The organism is Vibrio sp. TRT 17S01 (assembly GCF_050113695.1).
In the GTDB taxonomy this organism is placed as follows: Bacteria; Pseudomonadota; Gammaproteobacteria; order Enterobacterales; family Vibrionaceae; genus Vibrio.
Genome location: NZ_JBNJOG010000008.1, coordinates 1 through 15793 on the forward strand (window position 1 = coordinate 1; position 15793 = coordinate 15793).

The window sequence follows — 15793 nt, forward strand, 5'->3', positions numbered from 1 at the left end:
TGTGGCATTTCACACTGGATATCAACGATAGAGGCGTTCTCAAGCTTGGTAGTAAAGAAGTTTTCTTGTTTACCTTCAATTGAAGTGCGGTACCACTTAAGCTCAACAGAAGACAGCTTCTCACCCGATGCCAGTGCGTTGTATAGCAGAGGAACGGCTTTGTTCAGTGATACTGTGAACTGGAATGGTTTGTGAACACGTTGACCTGCTGGCTGACCTGATTGTGGATCTGTTGGTACAGTCACAACGTGGTCGAATTTTTGTACCAGCATTTCATCTTCGTGGCCTTCCACGTAAGAGTCACCGATAGAATCTGCAGTACATGCGCCAGCAGTGATAAGGCCCTGAACCTGACCTTCGATAGAGATATAACATGGAGTTGGCATCGTAATCCTTCCTTTAATCCATTTTTGAATGAGTGGTTGATTGAACGAAGAGGATAGAGCAAGGGGGATGCCAACCTCAAATCCATTAAATTTCAATAAGTTAAAACAAAACAAGCAAATAACTGCCCCTTAACGAGCAAATTATTGCTCTTCAGGCAAGATTTCTGATGGTGCGCCATTTCTTTGTTCTAATGCCAAGCGCTCTTCTAATTCCACCACCTTCCAACTCAAACTATTTAATCGCTCTTTAAGCACGGAAAATTCCATTTGTGCTTGGTCATAATCGCCCTGCTCAATGAGATCCTGCACATAACCCACTCGCCCATACACTGGCGATAAGCTCACTGCAAAATCTTCAAGCGATTTAGTTTGTCGCTGCAGTTCTCGCCAACGCTCTTTCTTTGCTAACAAAGAGATATTGGCCATGCGGGTTCTTATCTCTTGAAAACGTTCAATAAACTGAGAGGTTAAAAGAAGTGCTTGCTCTTTTGATAGCGCCACAGATTCTTTTGCTTGTTGGGTTAACTCTGAATCAGGAAATAGAGTATTCAGTACTTCAAGCTGTTGTTGGGCCTGAATTAACGGCAGCTCCACAGATGAATCGATCAAAGTTCCAATAGACTCACTATAAAGCGTTGTAATGCCCTGCTCTTCGTTGGCTACCGACTCCTGAGAATGAATGCTTAAATAATGTAATGCTTGTTCCCTTCCCGCCAAATTTGGTGTGGTTAATTGCTGTTGAAAAGATATTTCATGGAACCAAGGCGTATTTTGATAAATCGCGTTCGTGCCAAATACCGAACCAATTCCCAATAGGAAACAACCAGCTAGCCACCAGCGTTGTTTGGCTTTTCCTTTACGAAGAACTTCAGCCTGATGCTCCTCGTCCACTTTAACCAAAGAGTGGTATTTTGTTTCAATTCGATCAATATGCTCAAAAACGGCAAACGCCACCCCCTCAAAATCAACTTGGTATTCGGGTTGCTGATGTTCGATAAGCAGAAAAATTCGGTCAAAATAGTTTTCGCACCGGTATAAGTCACGCAGAGAGTGATAATCAGGCTTAAGATCTTTTAACTCTCTGACGACACGTGCATTCATCCAATCGAGAACTTCTTTACGCATTTTGGCCGTTTTGCTATCAGGCTTGTCAGCTCGACTAACACCTAAGCTCAATAATTCAAGAGCATTCACGTAACCAGCAAGACCAGAGGTTTTCAAACAAGCCACGACATAATAACCACATAAAAGGAGATCGATACCGGGGCCACTAGCGAGCATTTCACAATCAGCCTTTACTTTCTCCCAATCAATACTGCCACCAAAAGGGCCGTTACGGCGGTTAATCTCTTCTCTAACACGCTGATAGGTACTTTGATCTCTCAACGAAGCTGTGTCATCGACAATATGGAAAGGAACTTGGTCAATAAATAAGATATTGGACATAGATACTTCGTCCTGAATTAAACGGAGCGACTTACGCCGCTCCTGATAAGTTAGTACAGTGTTTTTGATAGTTTAAATGACTTAAACAGTCTGTCCGTAAATGGGTTCGCATCAGATTCAGCATAAATCCGATAGGTCATGTCACCACCATCGACTGCAAACTTAAAGTCAACCGATGTCGGACTTGCTGAAATCACTTCACCTTTCTCCAACAAGCGGAAGAACGCCCATGGTCCTTGAAGATTAATACTGCGTGGAGACTGATTCGGTTTTGCAGGAACAAGCGTGACTTTCGAAACAGCAGAATCACGCAAGGTATTTGGCCAGATAAGATCGACACTTTCGCGTGGACCATGACTGTACGCCAAGTACTGCCCATCGACGTTCAACACACTACGACGCTTATTATTAGTTAGACGCAGAGGTTCAATTGCAAAGTTCACATCCAAGATACCTTTACGGTTGAAGAATGCAGCCTGAATACGTTGAGCCTGCTTTATTTGCTCAAGAACATCTTTGCGGATGATGGATTGAGCGTCATCGCCTTCATTGAGTGCTGAAGCATCTTCAATAAACATCTTTAACTGATGATTGTAAAAGCTGTCCAATGTACCATTCGGAGCAAAGAAGGCTTCAAAATCATTTAACGCTGCATCTTTTCTCGATTTCTGGCTGAAAGGATAACGACTGGCTAGCTTAGTCTCATAGGTTTTGTAAACATCTTCATACCAACGCACTTCCAAATGCTTAATCGCTTCTTGCTTAACGACATACCAGCTTTCATCAGCAAGCTTCGCAACCATGGCATCAAGTGGTTGAGGTAAACCTGAAGAGATACGTCTCAAGGTATAGATCGGATCTGCATTAACAAGCTTTAACCGAGCCTTAGTGGCTTCTAGAGCAGCCATGCCTGCATCCGGAGATTCTTGAATGCCCTTGAGGTAATTTTTCAGTTCTTCAACAGACGCCAATACTTCGTTGATATAAGCAGGTTGTTCTCCAACAGGTGCTAGCATGTTATTTAGCTCAGAAAATGGCGCTTGGATCATTGAAGCCACTTTGTATTTTGGTGACTTTAAGATCTCTTTCTGCGCATCTTCTCCAGTTGGTAATTGGGCGATCACCTGAGTATTAGTATCCAAAGTGCGGAGTAAACGCTGTAGCGGCTCAATGTTTCCTGTCAGGTTATCCAATACAGCAACAGCATCGTTGATATCCTGGAAATACTTCATATCAATTTCGTTCAGTGCAGCTCGCCAAGTATTCACATAATCTGCGACATATAAATCTCGTATTTTGTCACGAAGAACCTGTTTGTCCGCTTCACTAAACTGGGCCGTTTTTGACTGCCCTAGCACCCAGCTATCAATCAATGCTAGATCAGAAACTTGTTCAGACTCCGGAAGGAAGTAATCTTCAAAACCTTTTTTAGTCAACATCTGTGGAATGAACAACGCAGAACTGCGCTCGACACGCTCTTCGAATACCAGATCAAACACTGGACCAACGAGATTTCTTAAGTTGATAGAAGGACCAAGTGCTGTTTGAGCCGTCAATTTTAGGTTTCGATATACTCGCTGATCATTAGGCATAGACCCAAGATCCGCTTGAACCTTTGCAATCGTTACATCATAAGGCTTCATTACCTGTTCGGCAGCAATATCGCCATTATTTCTGTCGCCAGCGAGATCGGTATGACGCATTGCATAATCAAGGTGACCAAGGAGCTCCTCTTGCACTTTGCGTTGACCAGAAAACTCTTGTTGCCAATATTTACCGAAGAAATCGAGCACATATTCTTTGTAGCGCCCACTTTTATCCACCATCATGCGATAAACACGCAGTACCGCGAGCTTTTCTTCATCAGTTTCAGCTAAGTTGAGCTCAACAACTACATCCGCCATAAGAAGAGGCAAGAAACGGGTCTCCAACAAGTTCAGATACGTTTCTTCCACTTTAGGTCCAATAGTATGGCCCTGATAAAGCCCAAAATCAGAAACATACATCGGTTTTTCACGGAAGAAACCGAACTCCAACGTAGCCTCACGAATTTTGTTTAATGGGATGAGAATGTCTTGCTGCGATGTTAAGCGTGAACTGGATGGAAATTGTTCCTTGTATTCATTTACTTTTGACAATACCGCCGACGCCTGATTGGTATTGACCATGTAATAACGATGCCAAGTACCAACCAACAAAAGCGAAGCAATCGAGCAAGCAACAAATGATAACCCCATCAACCGACGCTTTTGCTTAGCAACGCGGAAGTTATCCGACGCAAGCCCTGCTTCAGGGTAAATGACGTTACTAAATAGCTTTTGAGTAAAGTAGACCGTGGAATTCTTTGCCTGTTGAGCTTTATTGACCGCATGAGTCAACCCATAACGACGAGAGGCTGCATCATCAAATGCATTCGTAGGAACCCCTTGCTGATAAACCGAGGTAAAGTAGACACCACGAACTAGCGCTGATGTGGAGAACTGATCACTTGATAACGCATCTTGGAAGAACTCCTTCAAAATATCTTTTAAGCCAGCAATTTGACGAGTAAAACTGTAAATTGCATTTCGCTCTTCAAGTGACATAGGTGTCGCAGCGGCTTCAGGTAACAGTTCGTTAATACGCTCAACAAACTGACCATATTCATTAATAAATTCTTCCAGCCAATGATCAAGTTCATCAACAGAGTCTAATGAGAAAGTGAAACCTAAAACTTCTTCGCGCTGTTTCTTTGTGTATTGTTTAAAGAACGGTTCAAAGCCGTGAAGTAAGTCGAGTTTAGTCAATGAGACGTACACCGGTAGGCGGGTCGATAATGTTTCCATCAACTCACGTAAGCGAGCACGGAGTAAACTAGCATACGCTTTTCGTTCAGTTGCTGTTGCCGTTGCCAAATGTGATAGGTCAAGCGCCAACACAATACCGTTTAGCGGTCGACGGCTGCGAGTACGATCAAGCCAATTGATGAAGTGAAGCCAAAGCCTGCGTTCCATTTCTCCATCATTGTCTTCACTGCGATTGCCTTGAGTAAGCAGTTCACCATCTGGATCGATCAAAACAGATTCATCACCTACCCACCAATCAAAAGAATAAGGGTTCTCGCTTTTTTGGCCGGAAGCCCTAAGTACCGAAGAGAACACAAAGTTTTGTCCAGAACGATTAATAAGACTCGTCTTACCCGCATTCTCAAGTCCAAGTACTAAATACCACGGTAAAGCATACAAATAGTTACGCTTATTCAAGCTCTGCTTCATATTAACCATCATGTGGTTGAGCTCGTTTTCTTGGCGCTCTTCAAGTAACTTTATTGGATCTTGGCGAAGTGTCTCTTCTCGTTTTTGCTCCGCTTTAAACCCTTGTAACTTACGCCATTGGACAATACCCCAGATACCTAGACAACCAAGTGTAAAAAATCCACTTGCCAATAGACGTGCCATTACACTATCAAGCGGTCGGTTACCTGCAATTTCTAACCACGGGCCAGCCCACCAAATTGCCACGTTCACTAAAATGAACGTTGTGAATAGCAAAACAGGTAAAGCAGCAACCATACCTGGTTTAAGCTTCTTTACTATTCCAACAATAAATTTCCACATGGAGTATATCCTTCGATTAATCTGACGTTGCGTATCGTTTTAATTCTTCTACCAATGTAGGTTCCCAATCGGTGACTTTCATTGATAGTACTTGTTCATATAGCGTTTGATATTGTGAGGCTGCCATCTCATCAAGATGATTTGCCTGTAAGAGGTCTGCTGAAAGCATTCTCCAATAGAAACGATCTCGTGGCTCTGTTGCCTTAACTAATCCATCATTTAACATGGACAACGCAACCGCGATTCCGCCTTCTTTTGCTAAGGAAAATGCTTCCTTTCTTCGCTCTTGCCAATCACCTAAAGCTGATTGAGAGCTGCTTTGTGCTGTATCAGTTTCATTAATCCATTCGATCACTGATTGCGGTACGAATGGTTCACCACCTTTAAACTTGAGGCTCATTAATTCAGGAAGACGCTGCAAGAATAGACGTGTTTCCGAAGCAATTGATTCACACCACTCTTGCTTACCAAGACTTTTGGCTATCTGATAGCTCATTAAGTGGCCTTCAAACCAATACGGAGCCATTGTTAAGCTTTGTTCTACTTGGCGCCAAAGCACTAGATCAGGCTGCCTAAGCTTATCTTGATAATCTTTTACTCGGTCAGCTTGCATGCCACGAAGAAGCGTCTCTCCATTAGCATCATGATCAGGCAATGTTGTGATGGCCCCCCATACGGCATAGCGTCGTAAGCGGATCCCAATCGAGCTGCCAAATTCCTGCTCACCTAAAAAGTCAGCCACCTTTAGCAATGACTGTTTTGTCGCCTTATCACTTGTACTGTCCACCGATACTGAAGATGTACTCGTTGTCGTGATGGGAGGCGCAACATTTTGCTTTATCTCTGGCTGTTCAGTCTTCTGGCGCTCATCAACTTTGCGTAGTTCAGAGGTAATGGAAATGGCAACCGAGCTAACGACATCATTTGTTAACCCTGCCTTTTCAATCGTTTTCTGCCACTCCTCACATGCTGACAACAACGCGTCTCTGTCTTGGGTATCAAACAGATTAAAGTCAACCTTTTCCAACACCAAAGAAAAGCGCTGCACCATTTGGCTAAAAAATTTACGTCGAGGAAGGTTGCCACGTTTACCTGGAGCCGGATAACAGGTTTCCCAGTAGTGAGCAATAAAATCATTCATTACTCCAAAAGAAACGATTAGACGCTGCGGGTTAACTTGATTGTGTAAGCATTGTAGTAAGTGGACCAAAAGCTTTATATCTTTGGTTTTCTCACTAAATAACTTAACAATGCTATGCTCCACTTCATCCCATTGGACACTGCCATGAGATAGCGAACCCACTTTCATCATCTGATCCTCAATAAAATCAAAAAGAGGATCATCGATGAGTCGTTCTCCAACCGATGTTTTAGAAGAAATAGGTCGAACTATATGTTCGCGGTACTCTGCTAATTCCATGGTTATCTTCCTTTACCAACCACAACGATAGCGCAATGCTGACAGCGAGTTTTTGAGTTCTGTACTATCAAATTTCAACCCATCAGCAATAGCTGCATTTGAACGAAGCACCAGGCGCTTCTCCTTAGCCATTGCTTTCATCATCTCAATTGCAGGTAATCCGCGAGCAGAAGAAAACAACAACCCTGAGTCATCACTACGCCAATACTGTGTCGGCCCGTAAGCTACTGATAATTTAATTCTTGGATCGGAAACAGCTTCTGGAAAAATAAGCTCAACACGACTTAAATTGTCAATACAGCTCATCATCAAAATGGGCTTATCATTTCCCTCAAAGGCCGTTTTGTCGTTCTGTGCTCGTAAAGCAACCCATGCATTACTTTGTTTTTCTTCCCCTTGGGTTTTCAAAACAAGTGGGAGTTCATCGACAGAGTCCGAGAAACTTTCCATAGCTCGAACCCATTGTTCTGGTAGTCGTTCCTTGTTAACTACCGGACTTTCAACAGGTGTTGCAAACACCTCATCAAAACACTTAAGCCTTTCAATTCTCGCTATCACTTGAGTGCACTCTTTCGCACGTTCAAAAAGCTGACTCGACTCACTTGTTGCATGACTATTGCTAGATAAACACACTGAACTTAACGTAATGCTAAGTACTGAAAACAATAACTTTCTCATAAGCTTTTTATCTCCAGCTTTTGACATTTGTACGCTAAGGTGCGCTTTGGTATCCCAAGGCTTTGAGCCGCTTTAGCTCTATCACCCTCATACTGTTGCAGACGATCTCGGATTATTTGAGCCTCGTAATCGCTTAGCGCTTGCTTTAAGTCATCAATGAACTTGATATCATGACTATTCTGACCATTCACCACAGCATCATCGTGTGTTGCCTCTGTCTTTCCGATTTCACACAGTAATGAGATACGCGAAGCAAAACAGGCTTCTTCAACCTGAGTTCCATCTTCAGTTTGAGCACAACCAAATTCAACAAGGTGTTTTAGCTCACGTACGTTTCCAGGGAAGTCATGACGTTTGAGACAATCCAATGCACGATAATGAATACCGCGAATGTTCGTTCCATGCTGCTGATTAAAATTAGCAACAAAGCGTTGGCTCAATTGGTCAATGTCTTCTTTACGTGCACTTAATCTTGGCAACGTCAGTGGATATTGAAATAGGCGATAATAGAGATCCTGTCGAAACTGCTTATCTCGAACCTGCGCTAGCAAATTCACATGAGTCGCTGAGACCAGACGAAAGTCAGAAGTCTGCTCCTCTTTACCACCAACAGGCCTGAATGATCGAGTTTCAAGTACTCGAAGTAGCTTAGCCTGCAAAGACAAAGGCATATCACCAATTTCATCAAGGAATAATGTGCCCCCATTTGCTTGAGCGATTAGCCCTTGCTTATCACTGTCAGCACCAGAAAAAGCCCCTTTCTTGTACCCAAACAACTCACTTTCAAGCAGACTTTCTGGAATTGCGGCGCAGTTGATAGCGACAAACGGAGCTTTTTTTCTTGAAGATAGCTGATGGACGGCCTGAGCAACCAGCTCCTTGCCCGTTCCTGTCTCTCCTTGAACCATTACCGACAATTGGGATGTAGCTGCACTTGCAATTTGGCGTCGCAGCCGCTGCATCACGTCACTTTGACCAATCAAAATAGGTTCTAATGTTTGTGCCAAAGCACGTTGCATAGAATCTTTTTCGAAGTCATCAAATGATGCTTTCAATACTCGGTGCTCTTGCTCTTCTTTCATCATTTCTGTCAATAAGTTCCACTGTTTCGTGAACAAATCAACGAACTGCAAGAATCCTGCATCCGCAAAAATGGACGTAATGCAGTCCTGTTCTCCAACCATCATGAGGACACTTTGAACATGACGAGCATCGATGGGCAGCGGCTGAACATGTACAGCCTCAAACATGCCCACATTTTCAACCAACTGACTAAAGTATCGATCTCCCCGCCAAAAGACCAAGTCATCTGCAGATAAGGTCATGGATTGAGACGTTTGCAGTACTTGAGTAAACGGATTATTTAAATCCGTTACTGACCATTGGCATGATAATTCAGCGTTATGGGGCACAAGCATGCGCCCCTCTGAATTAGGAAACAGTATTAAGCAACGAGACAATTGGAGCTCGCGAGTTAGTACTTCAACAAATTTTGTAGCTAATTGGTCGGGCTTTTTTAGTCCCACCAACTGCGTGGCAAAAGCTAACCAACTACTCATCGTTACTCAACCTCACCAATAAACTCACCATCTTGTGCTGCAAGCCGGATCTGCTTAACATCTTCCTGCGCAGCAAGTTTGTTTAATAAGGCTAGAGACACTGGTGGCAATAGCTGACCTTCAATAATGGCTTCAAGCATGCGAGCGCCATTTTCTGAGCGTGTCGCTCGTTTTAAGATCTCTTCAATTAAAGAGTCTTCAACCATAACCTCCGCGTTATGGCGCTTCTTCAACAAGGCTTCTAAGCGAGAGAGTTTTCCTTTAACGATCTCCTCCAATACCTCTTTATTAAGTGGCATGTATGGAACCACTTCCATACGCGCAAGAAGTGCTGGTTTAAAGAAAGCAGCCAGTTCAGGATAGAGCGCTTCGTCCAACGCTTTCGGGTTTTCTGCGTAATCAACGATTGTTTGGTAACCTAGATTCGAGGTAAGGAAGAACACAATATTCTGGCAATCAATCAAACGCCCTTCTCCATCAGCAAGCTCACCTTTATCAAAAGCCTGATAGAAAATATTTAAAACTTCAGGGTGCGCTTTTTCTACTTCATCAAGCAGTACAACTGAGTAAGGCATCTTACGAATGGATTCGGTTAGCACGCCGCCCTCTCCGTAACCCACATAACCCGGAGGCGAGCCGATGAGACGAGATACGGTATGTTTCTCTTGGTACTCAGACATGTTAATGGTCGTCAAGAACTGCTTGCCACCATACAACTGCTCCGCCAATTGAACGACGGTTTCTGTTTTACCAACACCACTTGGTCCAACCAACAAGAAAGCCCCTTTCGGCCTTCCAGGACGACGTAAATCAGCTCGGGCGGTAAGTAAATGTTTATGTACGCGTTTGATCGCGTGATCCTGACCTTTAATTTGTTCACCCAAGATCGAGGTTAAGTGCGTGATCTTATGCAGCTCATCACTGTTCATTTGCTCAATCGGAACACCAGTCCAATCCGCAATCACTTCTGCAACTTGCTCTGCATCCACCTGTGGATGCATTAGGCGTTCGCGATGAGGAATTGACTCTAGCTCTTGGTATTTTTCCTTAAGGTCCAATTTGAGTTGTTCAAAGTCACACTCTTCATCGTGACAATCACTTGGTGACATTAACTGTCCACGTAACTCAACAATGGATTCAATCAAGGCTTTTTGATGGTTCCAGCGCTCTGTCAGTTCTGATTTTTCAACTTCTTCCTGTGCTTCGATGGTTTTTAGCTCGTCCAACCGGGCCATATCAACCTCTTTACCCATGCACTCCATACGTTCAAGCATGTCGATTTCAAGTTGACGTTGATGACATGCACTCTCCAAAAATGCTAAACGCTTTGGTGGCGAAGTCATGTTAATGGCAATTCGAGCACATGCTGTGTCTAAGACATCAATTGCTTTATCAGGAAGTTGTCGACCTGAAATATATCGAGCAGACAACTCAGACGCAGACTTAAGCGCATCGTCAGAGATTAATACACTGTGAGATTTTTCATAAACAGGAGTGAGACCACGCAGAATATCTATTGACTGTTCAATGCTCGGTTCTTCAAGCTTTACAAGCTGGAAGCGACGCGTTAACGCAGGATCTTTTTCAAAGTACTTTTTGTATTCTTTCCATGTCGTTGCAGCAACAGTACTTAACTCTCCCCTTGCTAACGCAGGCTTAAGTAGGTTTGCAGCATCACTGCCACCTTCTTGATTTCCAGAGCCAATCAATGTGTGCGCTTCATCAATGAACAGAATAATGGGTTTTGGTGAATGTTTGATCGCATCGATAACACCTTTCAGGCGCTTTTCAAATTCACCTTTTACAGAAGCCCCGGCTTGAAGTAAGCCCAAATCTAATGAGTAAAGTTCAACATTTTGTAACTGTGTAGGTACTTTCCCATCAGTCACTCGAAGTGCTAACCCTTCGATCATTGCACTTTTACCTACGCCAGCATCACCGACAACTATCGGGTTATTTTTCCGACGACGGCAAAGAATATCGACCATCAAATTCAGTTCATTTTCACGACACAGAACTGGATCAAGCTCCCCTTTGCGAGCCTGTTCAGTTACGTTAGTGCAATATTTAGAAAGAGGCGTTTCACCTTGCTCTGCAATAGTTTTGCTTGCAGATTTTGCTTTATCACTCGTTACTTGAGTTTCCGCTGAATCAACTAAAACAGTGTTAAAATGCTTTTTAAGGGTTTCACGGTTAATCGTTTCAAGTAATTGGATTAGTTTATAATCCAAGTAGCGATCTGATCGGCATAAGGCAGCTAAGAAAATAGCACCAGAGCGCATCTCTGCTTGGTTCAACTCCGTCGTTGAAAGCAACCATGCTTCTTGCAGTAGCTCAACCAATAAAGGAGAAAATGGTGGGTAGGTATCTAATTCTGCTTCGCGAGTATAGCTCGCGGTAATCGCCTGTTTTATTGTCTCCAAATCGATATTCGCTTGTTTCAAGATTAGACGAATATCGGAAAGTGGATTTTCAAGTAAAGCTTCTAAATAATGTTCAACCGTAACTTCTGGATGGTGTTGCTCAATGCACAATGACGCCGCTTGTTCTAGCGCTAATTTGCTTTGTGCATTAAGTTTTGAAATCAGAGTGGGTAGTTCAATACGTATCACAGTTATCACCTAGCCTTTTAATTTTTAGAGTATTTGGTTTAGTTGGCTCAACACATCTGTTGACTTGGTATGCAGTAAATAGGAGTAGCCAAGAAAAACACCTATCCATAAGATCACGAATCCTGCAAAAATCGACCAGACAGGCATTTGCTTGCTCAGCTTGTACTTCGAACGGACAACATGATCCGTTGCGCTGGTCAATTCAACTGATGTTTGTTGTTCTTCATCGTGAATAAGGTTATGTAAACGTTCGATTACTTTCTCACGCTCAACTTGCCCGCCTTCCATCACTCTGTACTTACCTTCGAAGCCAAGGATTAAGCAGTGATAAATGAACTCAAGCAGAGGCTTATATGTCTGAGGCTCGCCCTCTAAACGAGAGAGAATGATAAAGACTTTTTCCCCGCCCCAAGTTTCATTGTGAAACCTCGACAACATTGAGTGTTCAGCCCAAACACAAGACGCTCCCCACTCCGTACCCATAACGGCTTCATCTAAAAATGCACATAAAATGTAGCGGTACGCCATGAGAACGGCGTGTTCAAATCCTTGTGAGTTCAACTCAATTTCAATTGCTTTGATTTCTTCAATGGTCTGTTTGTAAATCTGTTCAATGTTGTCACACTCGGCCAAAGAGCGAACACGAAGTGATAAGCCAAACAACGGCGTTGCAGCATCAATTAAGATATTTGGATTGTCACCACGTAGCTGGAACCAGTAATCTTGATCGTGATTAATTTTCTCTACATCATCAAAAAGTAAGTTGCTGTACTGACTCTGTTTTTTATCAAAGCTCATGCTTAACTCCTGATTGCCCAGAATTGTAGATCTAAGTCTTCAAATGCCGCAGCAACATGAAGAGCGAAACCACTTGAATTCATCACGGTATTCCATGCAGGACTCGTCTTATCAAGCTGGTAGTACGTATATCCTGCATGGTATGGCAGCTGTCGAGGAGCGACAGGTAGTGAAACCAAAGGAATACCCGGTAACTGTAACGAGATAAGCTCGCGAATTTTCTCTACTGATGAAACTTTCGTTTGCTGCGTGAACAGGCGACGCAATTCGTCAAGCGGCATACGTGCTTTCACAGCAACAATAAACTCTGCGTCAGACATCAACTGAGGATCTTGAATAGGAGCAACCATCAAGCCGTACTTACGCTTGTCTAATTGAATCGAAACGGCTCTCGGTTCAAGCACTACACTTAGGCTCTGACGTAAATTACGGATCAAAGGCCAAAATGACTCACCCGGCATATCGTGGTTATAACTTGGAATATTTGGTGGCATGCGACTTTCATCTGTAAAAGTGGCCAACTCACCACAAACTGACGCCAACGATTCAAACAATCGCTCGGGATGTAAGCTACGAAGTTCAGCCAGATGTTGCATTTTAGGCTGAAGTCTATTTAACGCTTGAAGCAGCATAAAGTCTGAGACATCAGCGACCCCACCTTGTGAAGGTGAACTAATACGCTGTGCAATGTTTTTTGCACGCTCTCTCATCAAGCCAGAGACTTCATTTATGAAGCGATGTAATGCATCGTTACCCACGACATTGTAATGACACGGGATAAAGTCATGATCTAATACCACGCTGCCATCAGGACGCTTCTCACGAATGCGTGCAATCGCAATCGACGCGTAAGAGCTTCGATCTTCTTTTTCAAGCATCAATTGCATCTTCACAGGAGACACATCAATCGTTGTCGTATCCCCTTGTACCGTGTGAACATCCCGTAGCTCAAGACGACGACTTTCATATCGTCCGGTTCCACGTTCGTCAGGCCAATTTATCTCCATCAAGGACTCACTGCGCAATGGGATCGCAAGATAAATTAACTGGTTCGCAAGAGATGCATCATCAATTTCCAATGCATCTGGCATCTCGTCTTCTTGGGGAATTCGGAATACCGTACCGTCTGGCATAACTCCAACAGCACGTTCAATCGCAATCCGTCCAAATGAGAGATACTCCGGATTGAGTGACAGTTCTGAGATACCATATAAATAGCGACTTACAGCAATCATGCGCTCATCGACATGATATTCAACGTAGCGTTGTTGTTGCTGGAAATGCTGCGGCTTGATAAAAAGCCCTTCGTTCCAAATTACACGGTTACGTGCAAACATCTTTATTCCACTCTTTCCAATTTGACGTCATAGTCTTTGAACAGCATAAGCAGGTGATATTCTCTGCCCTTGTTCAAAACTTTGACCGCCTTCTTCCATTCACTAAGTTCAATATCTGAAAAGTTTGCCATCACGCCGATGTAGTTAGTGTCTTCATCCACTTCAAACGCGGTAACAAATTTGAACTGACCTGGGGTTAATACATAGTCATATACTTCGACAAAATTACTCTTGAGTGCTTTCTTATGATCTTCCCGTAACTGGTCATAATCAGCAGACATAAACATTGAGTCGTCTTTAAGTTCAAATATCTGTACTTCAACTGGCGAGGTTTCACCTGTGATATTCGGGTTCATGCCTTCATCAGCCACTAAACTGAAAGTAACTTTTGTCGGCATATTTGCAGGATCATATTCTGATGAGCTGCTACTACAGCCGCCCAAAAAGAATAATGAACACAGCATGATTAGCCATTTATTCACTTTCAGAACTCCAATTGTTTTTCACGGATTTTTTTGTCGTATGCTTGTTCAAAGATTTCCCAGAACAACTTTTCAAAGCCACGTTGGCGGTTTGAGGTCAGTTCTTGGTAGTAGTTTTGGTACATGTTCCAAGCCCACTCACCTTCACTCTGATTCACATTGTCTGAGCTGCGCTTATAATTTTGGAATCGGCGGGTCAATACGTCGGGCGAAAACGCATTTAAGATTTGACACAAGGCTTCAGTAGTAGCGTGCTGCATGGCTTCATTATGAGCACGTACATTTTTCAAGCTCTCGGAAATAGCGGCAGGAGCAGAAAGATGAACAAGGCTTTGCTCACCATCGTAAAGCGTGCGCATCGTTTCCTCGTAAGACAAGCCAAGCCTTAAAGGGTTATCTTCAATAGGCTGAAGGTTTCGATTCATTACACCAAAGCGCCCTTCCTGAACCTGAGCATGGACATCTAACAGACCTTTCACACAAGCTTGAAGAGATTCACCGAGCTCACGAGATAACGCATGCATACGTTCCATATCATGTTCGTAGCTGATGTCTACTCCCATGCCATTTAGCATCGGGCCAGTAAGTAAATGTGTTCCACCTACATGGTTTGATTGCAGTTCAACTTGCTCTGGCTTAACACTTTTAGCCACCTCTTCTTCTAGCAAGTCTAGTACTCGTTCATCCATCTCTAAGCCCTCTAAAACATTGTTGTCTGTTGAATTTGATACAAGTTGTTTATTGGCTGGTGTCTCCTCCGGAGTCGATTTATTCTCAGAGTGACGACTACCTGACCATAATTTTTTGAACATTTTTTTCAGCCGTACTGATGAAGATATTTCGAAATCACTATCGGCTTGTGGAGTAAAATCTGGCTGTTGCAAAGCCAAATTGTTTTCAGGAATTAAAACTCGCTGGCTTTCTTCATCGACCTTAGGCTTCTCGAGTTCATCAATAAGAGAAAACTCATTTTCTTTGGGCAACACTTCATCTAGTGCTGCTAACGGATCGATATGCAATGACTCCTCGCTCTCATCAAGCGCGGGTTGCAAATTGTCTTCTTCTTTTTCATCTGCGATAAGTGCATTACTATCTGTGTTTAATAGTGTTGCAAGTGACGCATGAGACATCGCATCATCACTATCTTCTCGAAGCACTCGGATCACATAAGGGCCAATGTGTATCTCATCTTTATGATCTAGCCTTGCTAACTCACCTTGCCCAAGTGGCATGTGAGAACCATTGATGTATGTTTCTCCGCTAAGATCCTTAAGACAAAACACACCATCCACTAATACAACTTCACAATGGAATGGTTTTGTCTTACCTGCACTATCTTTCAGAATCCAGTCAGAAGAAGAGGAAGAACCAATGATCCCGCCATTCAAATCCCAAGATTTCTGAGCCGTTAAGCCAGCTTCTAAAATCTGGACATTGCTAACCGTGAAGTTCAGTATTGATTGTTTTTTCACATTCATA

General features: G+C 43.2%; 11 protein-coding genes. All 11 read right to left on the reverse strand.

The features are described from left to right. Window positions 1-386: Hcp family type VI secretion system effector (locus ACQEXS_RS13540; protein ID WP_427014185.1), on the reverse strand; the 386-nt coding region annotated here is incomplete at its 3' end. A gap of 141 nt (window positions 387-527) precedes the next feature. Further along, complete coding sequence (locus ACQEXS_RS13545) at window positions 528-1832, reverse strand: type VI secretion system ImpA family N-terminal domain-containing protein (protein ID WP_427014186.1); 1305 nt, start codon at window positions 1830-1832, stop codon at window positions 528-530. A gap of 50 nt (window positions 1833-1882) precedes the next feature. After that, window positions 1883-5383: a type VI secretion system membrane subunit TssM gene (gene tssM / locus ACQEXS_RS13550; RefSeq protein ID WP_427014288.1), complete on the reverse strand. Its 3501-nt coding sequence runs from the start codon at window positions 5381-5383 to the stop codon at window positions 1883-1885. Window positions 5384-5444: 61 nt separating this feature from the next. Continuing rightward, window positions 5445-6848 carry a type VI secretion system protein TssA gene (tssA, locus tag ACQEXS_RS13555; RefSeq protein WP_427014187.1) on the reverse strand — a complete coding sequence of 468 codons (1404 nt, stop codon included), beginning with the start codon at window positions 6846-6848 and terminating at the stop codon, window positions 5445-5447. Between the two features lie 12 nt (window positions 6849-6860). Further along, window positions 6861-7526 carry a type VI secretion system-associated protein VasI gene (gene vasI, locus ACQEXS_RS13560; protein WP_367989968.1) on the reverse strand — a complete coding sequence of 222 codons (666 nt, stop codon included), beginning with the start codon at window positions 7524-7526 and terminating at the stop codon, window positions 6861-6863. Continuing rightward, window positions 7523-9085 (reverse strand): sigma-54 interaction domain-containing protein, encoded by a 1563-nt coding sequence (locus ACQEXS_RS13565; protein WP_427014188.1) that lies wholly within the window; start codon window positions 9083-9085, stop codon window positions 7523-7525. Before ACQEXS_RS13565 ends, vasI begins: the two co-directional genes overlap by 4 nt. 2 nt (window positions 9086-9087) lie before the next feature. Beyond that, a complete protein-coding gene (tssH, locus tag ACQEXS_RS13570) occupies window positions 9088-11697 on the reverse strand; it encodes a type VI secretion system ATPase TssH (protein WP_427014189.1) in 2610 nt (869 codons plus the stop codon). A 24-nt stretch (window positions 11698-11721) separates the two neighbouring features. Then, window positions 11722-12495: a type IVB secretion system protein IcmH/DotU gene (gene icmH, locus ACQEXS_RS13575; protein WP_427014190.1), complete on the reverse strand. Its 774-nt coding sequence runs from the start codon at window positions 12493-12495 to the stop codon at window positions 11722-11724. Between the two features lie 2 nt (window positions 12496-12497). Then, window positions 12498-13832: a type VI secretion system baseplate subunit TssK gene (gene tssK / locus ACQEXS_RS13580; RefSeq protein ID WP_367989972.1), complete on the reverse strand. Its 1335-nt coding sequence runs from the start codon at window positions 13830-13832 to the stop codon at window positions 12498-12500. A 2-nt stretch (window positions 13833-13834) separates the two neighbouring features. Continuing rightward, window positions 13835-14314: a type VI secretion system lipoprotein TssJ gene (gene tssJ / locus ACQEXS_RS13585; protein WP_367989973.1), complete on the reverse strand. Its 480-nt coding sequence runs from the start codon at window positions 14312-14314 to the stop codon at window positions 13835-13837. A gap of 2 nt (window positions 14315-14316) precedes the next feature. Further along, window positions 14317-15792, reverse strand: a complete 1476-nt coding sequence (gene tagH, locus ACQEXS_RS13590; RefSeq protein WP_427014191.1) for a type VI secretion system-associated FHA domain protein TagH — start codon at window positions 15790-15792, stop codon at window positions 14317-14319. Between the last annotated feature and the right edge of the window lies 1 nt (window position 15793).

Bases quoted from the DNA above. Each gene is read 5' to 3' on its own strand.
- ACQEXS_RS13545 (WP_427014186.1), bottom strand. From the start codon at position 1,832: ATGTCCAATATCTTATTTATTGACCAAGTTCCTTTCCATATTGTCGAT.
- tssM (WP_427014288.1), bottom strand. From the start codon at position 5,383: ATGGTTGCTGCTTTACCTGTTTTGCTATTCACAACGTTCATTTTAGTG.
- tssA (WP_427014187.1), bottom strand. From the start codon at position 6,848: ATGGAATTAGCAGAGTACCGCGAACATATAGTTCGACCTATTTCTTCT.
- vasI (WP_367989968.1), bottom strand. From the start codon at position 7,526: ATGAGAAAGTTATTGTTTTCAGTACTTAGCATTACGTTAAGTTCAGTG.
- ACQEXS_RS13565 (WP_427014188.1), bottom strand. From the start codon at position 9,085: ATGAGTAGTTGGTTAGCTTTTGCCACGCAGTTGGTGGGACTAAAAAAG.
- icmH (WP_427014190.1), bottom strand. From the start codon at position 12,495: ATGAGCTTTGATAAAAAACAGAGTCAGTACAGCAACTTACTTTTTGAT.
- tssK (WP_367989972.1), bottom strand. From the start codon at position 13,832: ATGTTTGCACGTAACCGTGTAATTTGGAACGAAGGGCTTTTTATCAAG.
- tagH (WP_427014191.1), bottom strand. From the start codon at position 15,792: ATGAATGTGAAAAAACAATCAATACTGAACTTCACGGTTAGCAATGTC.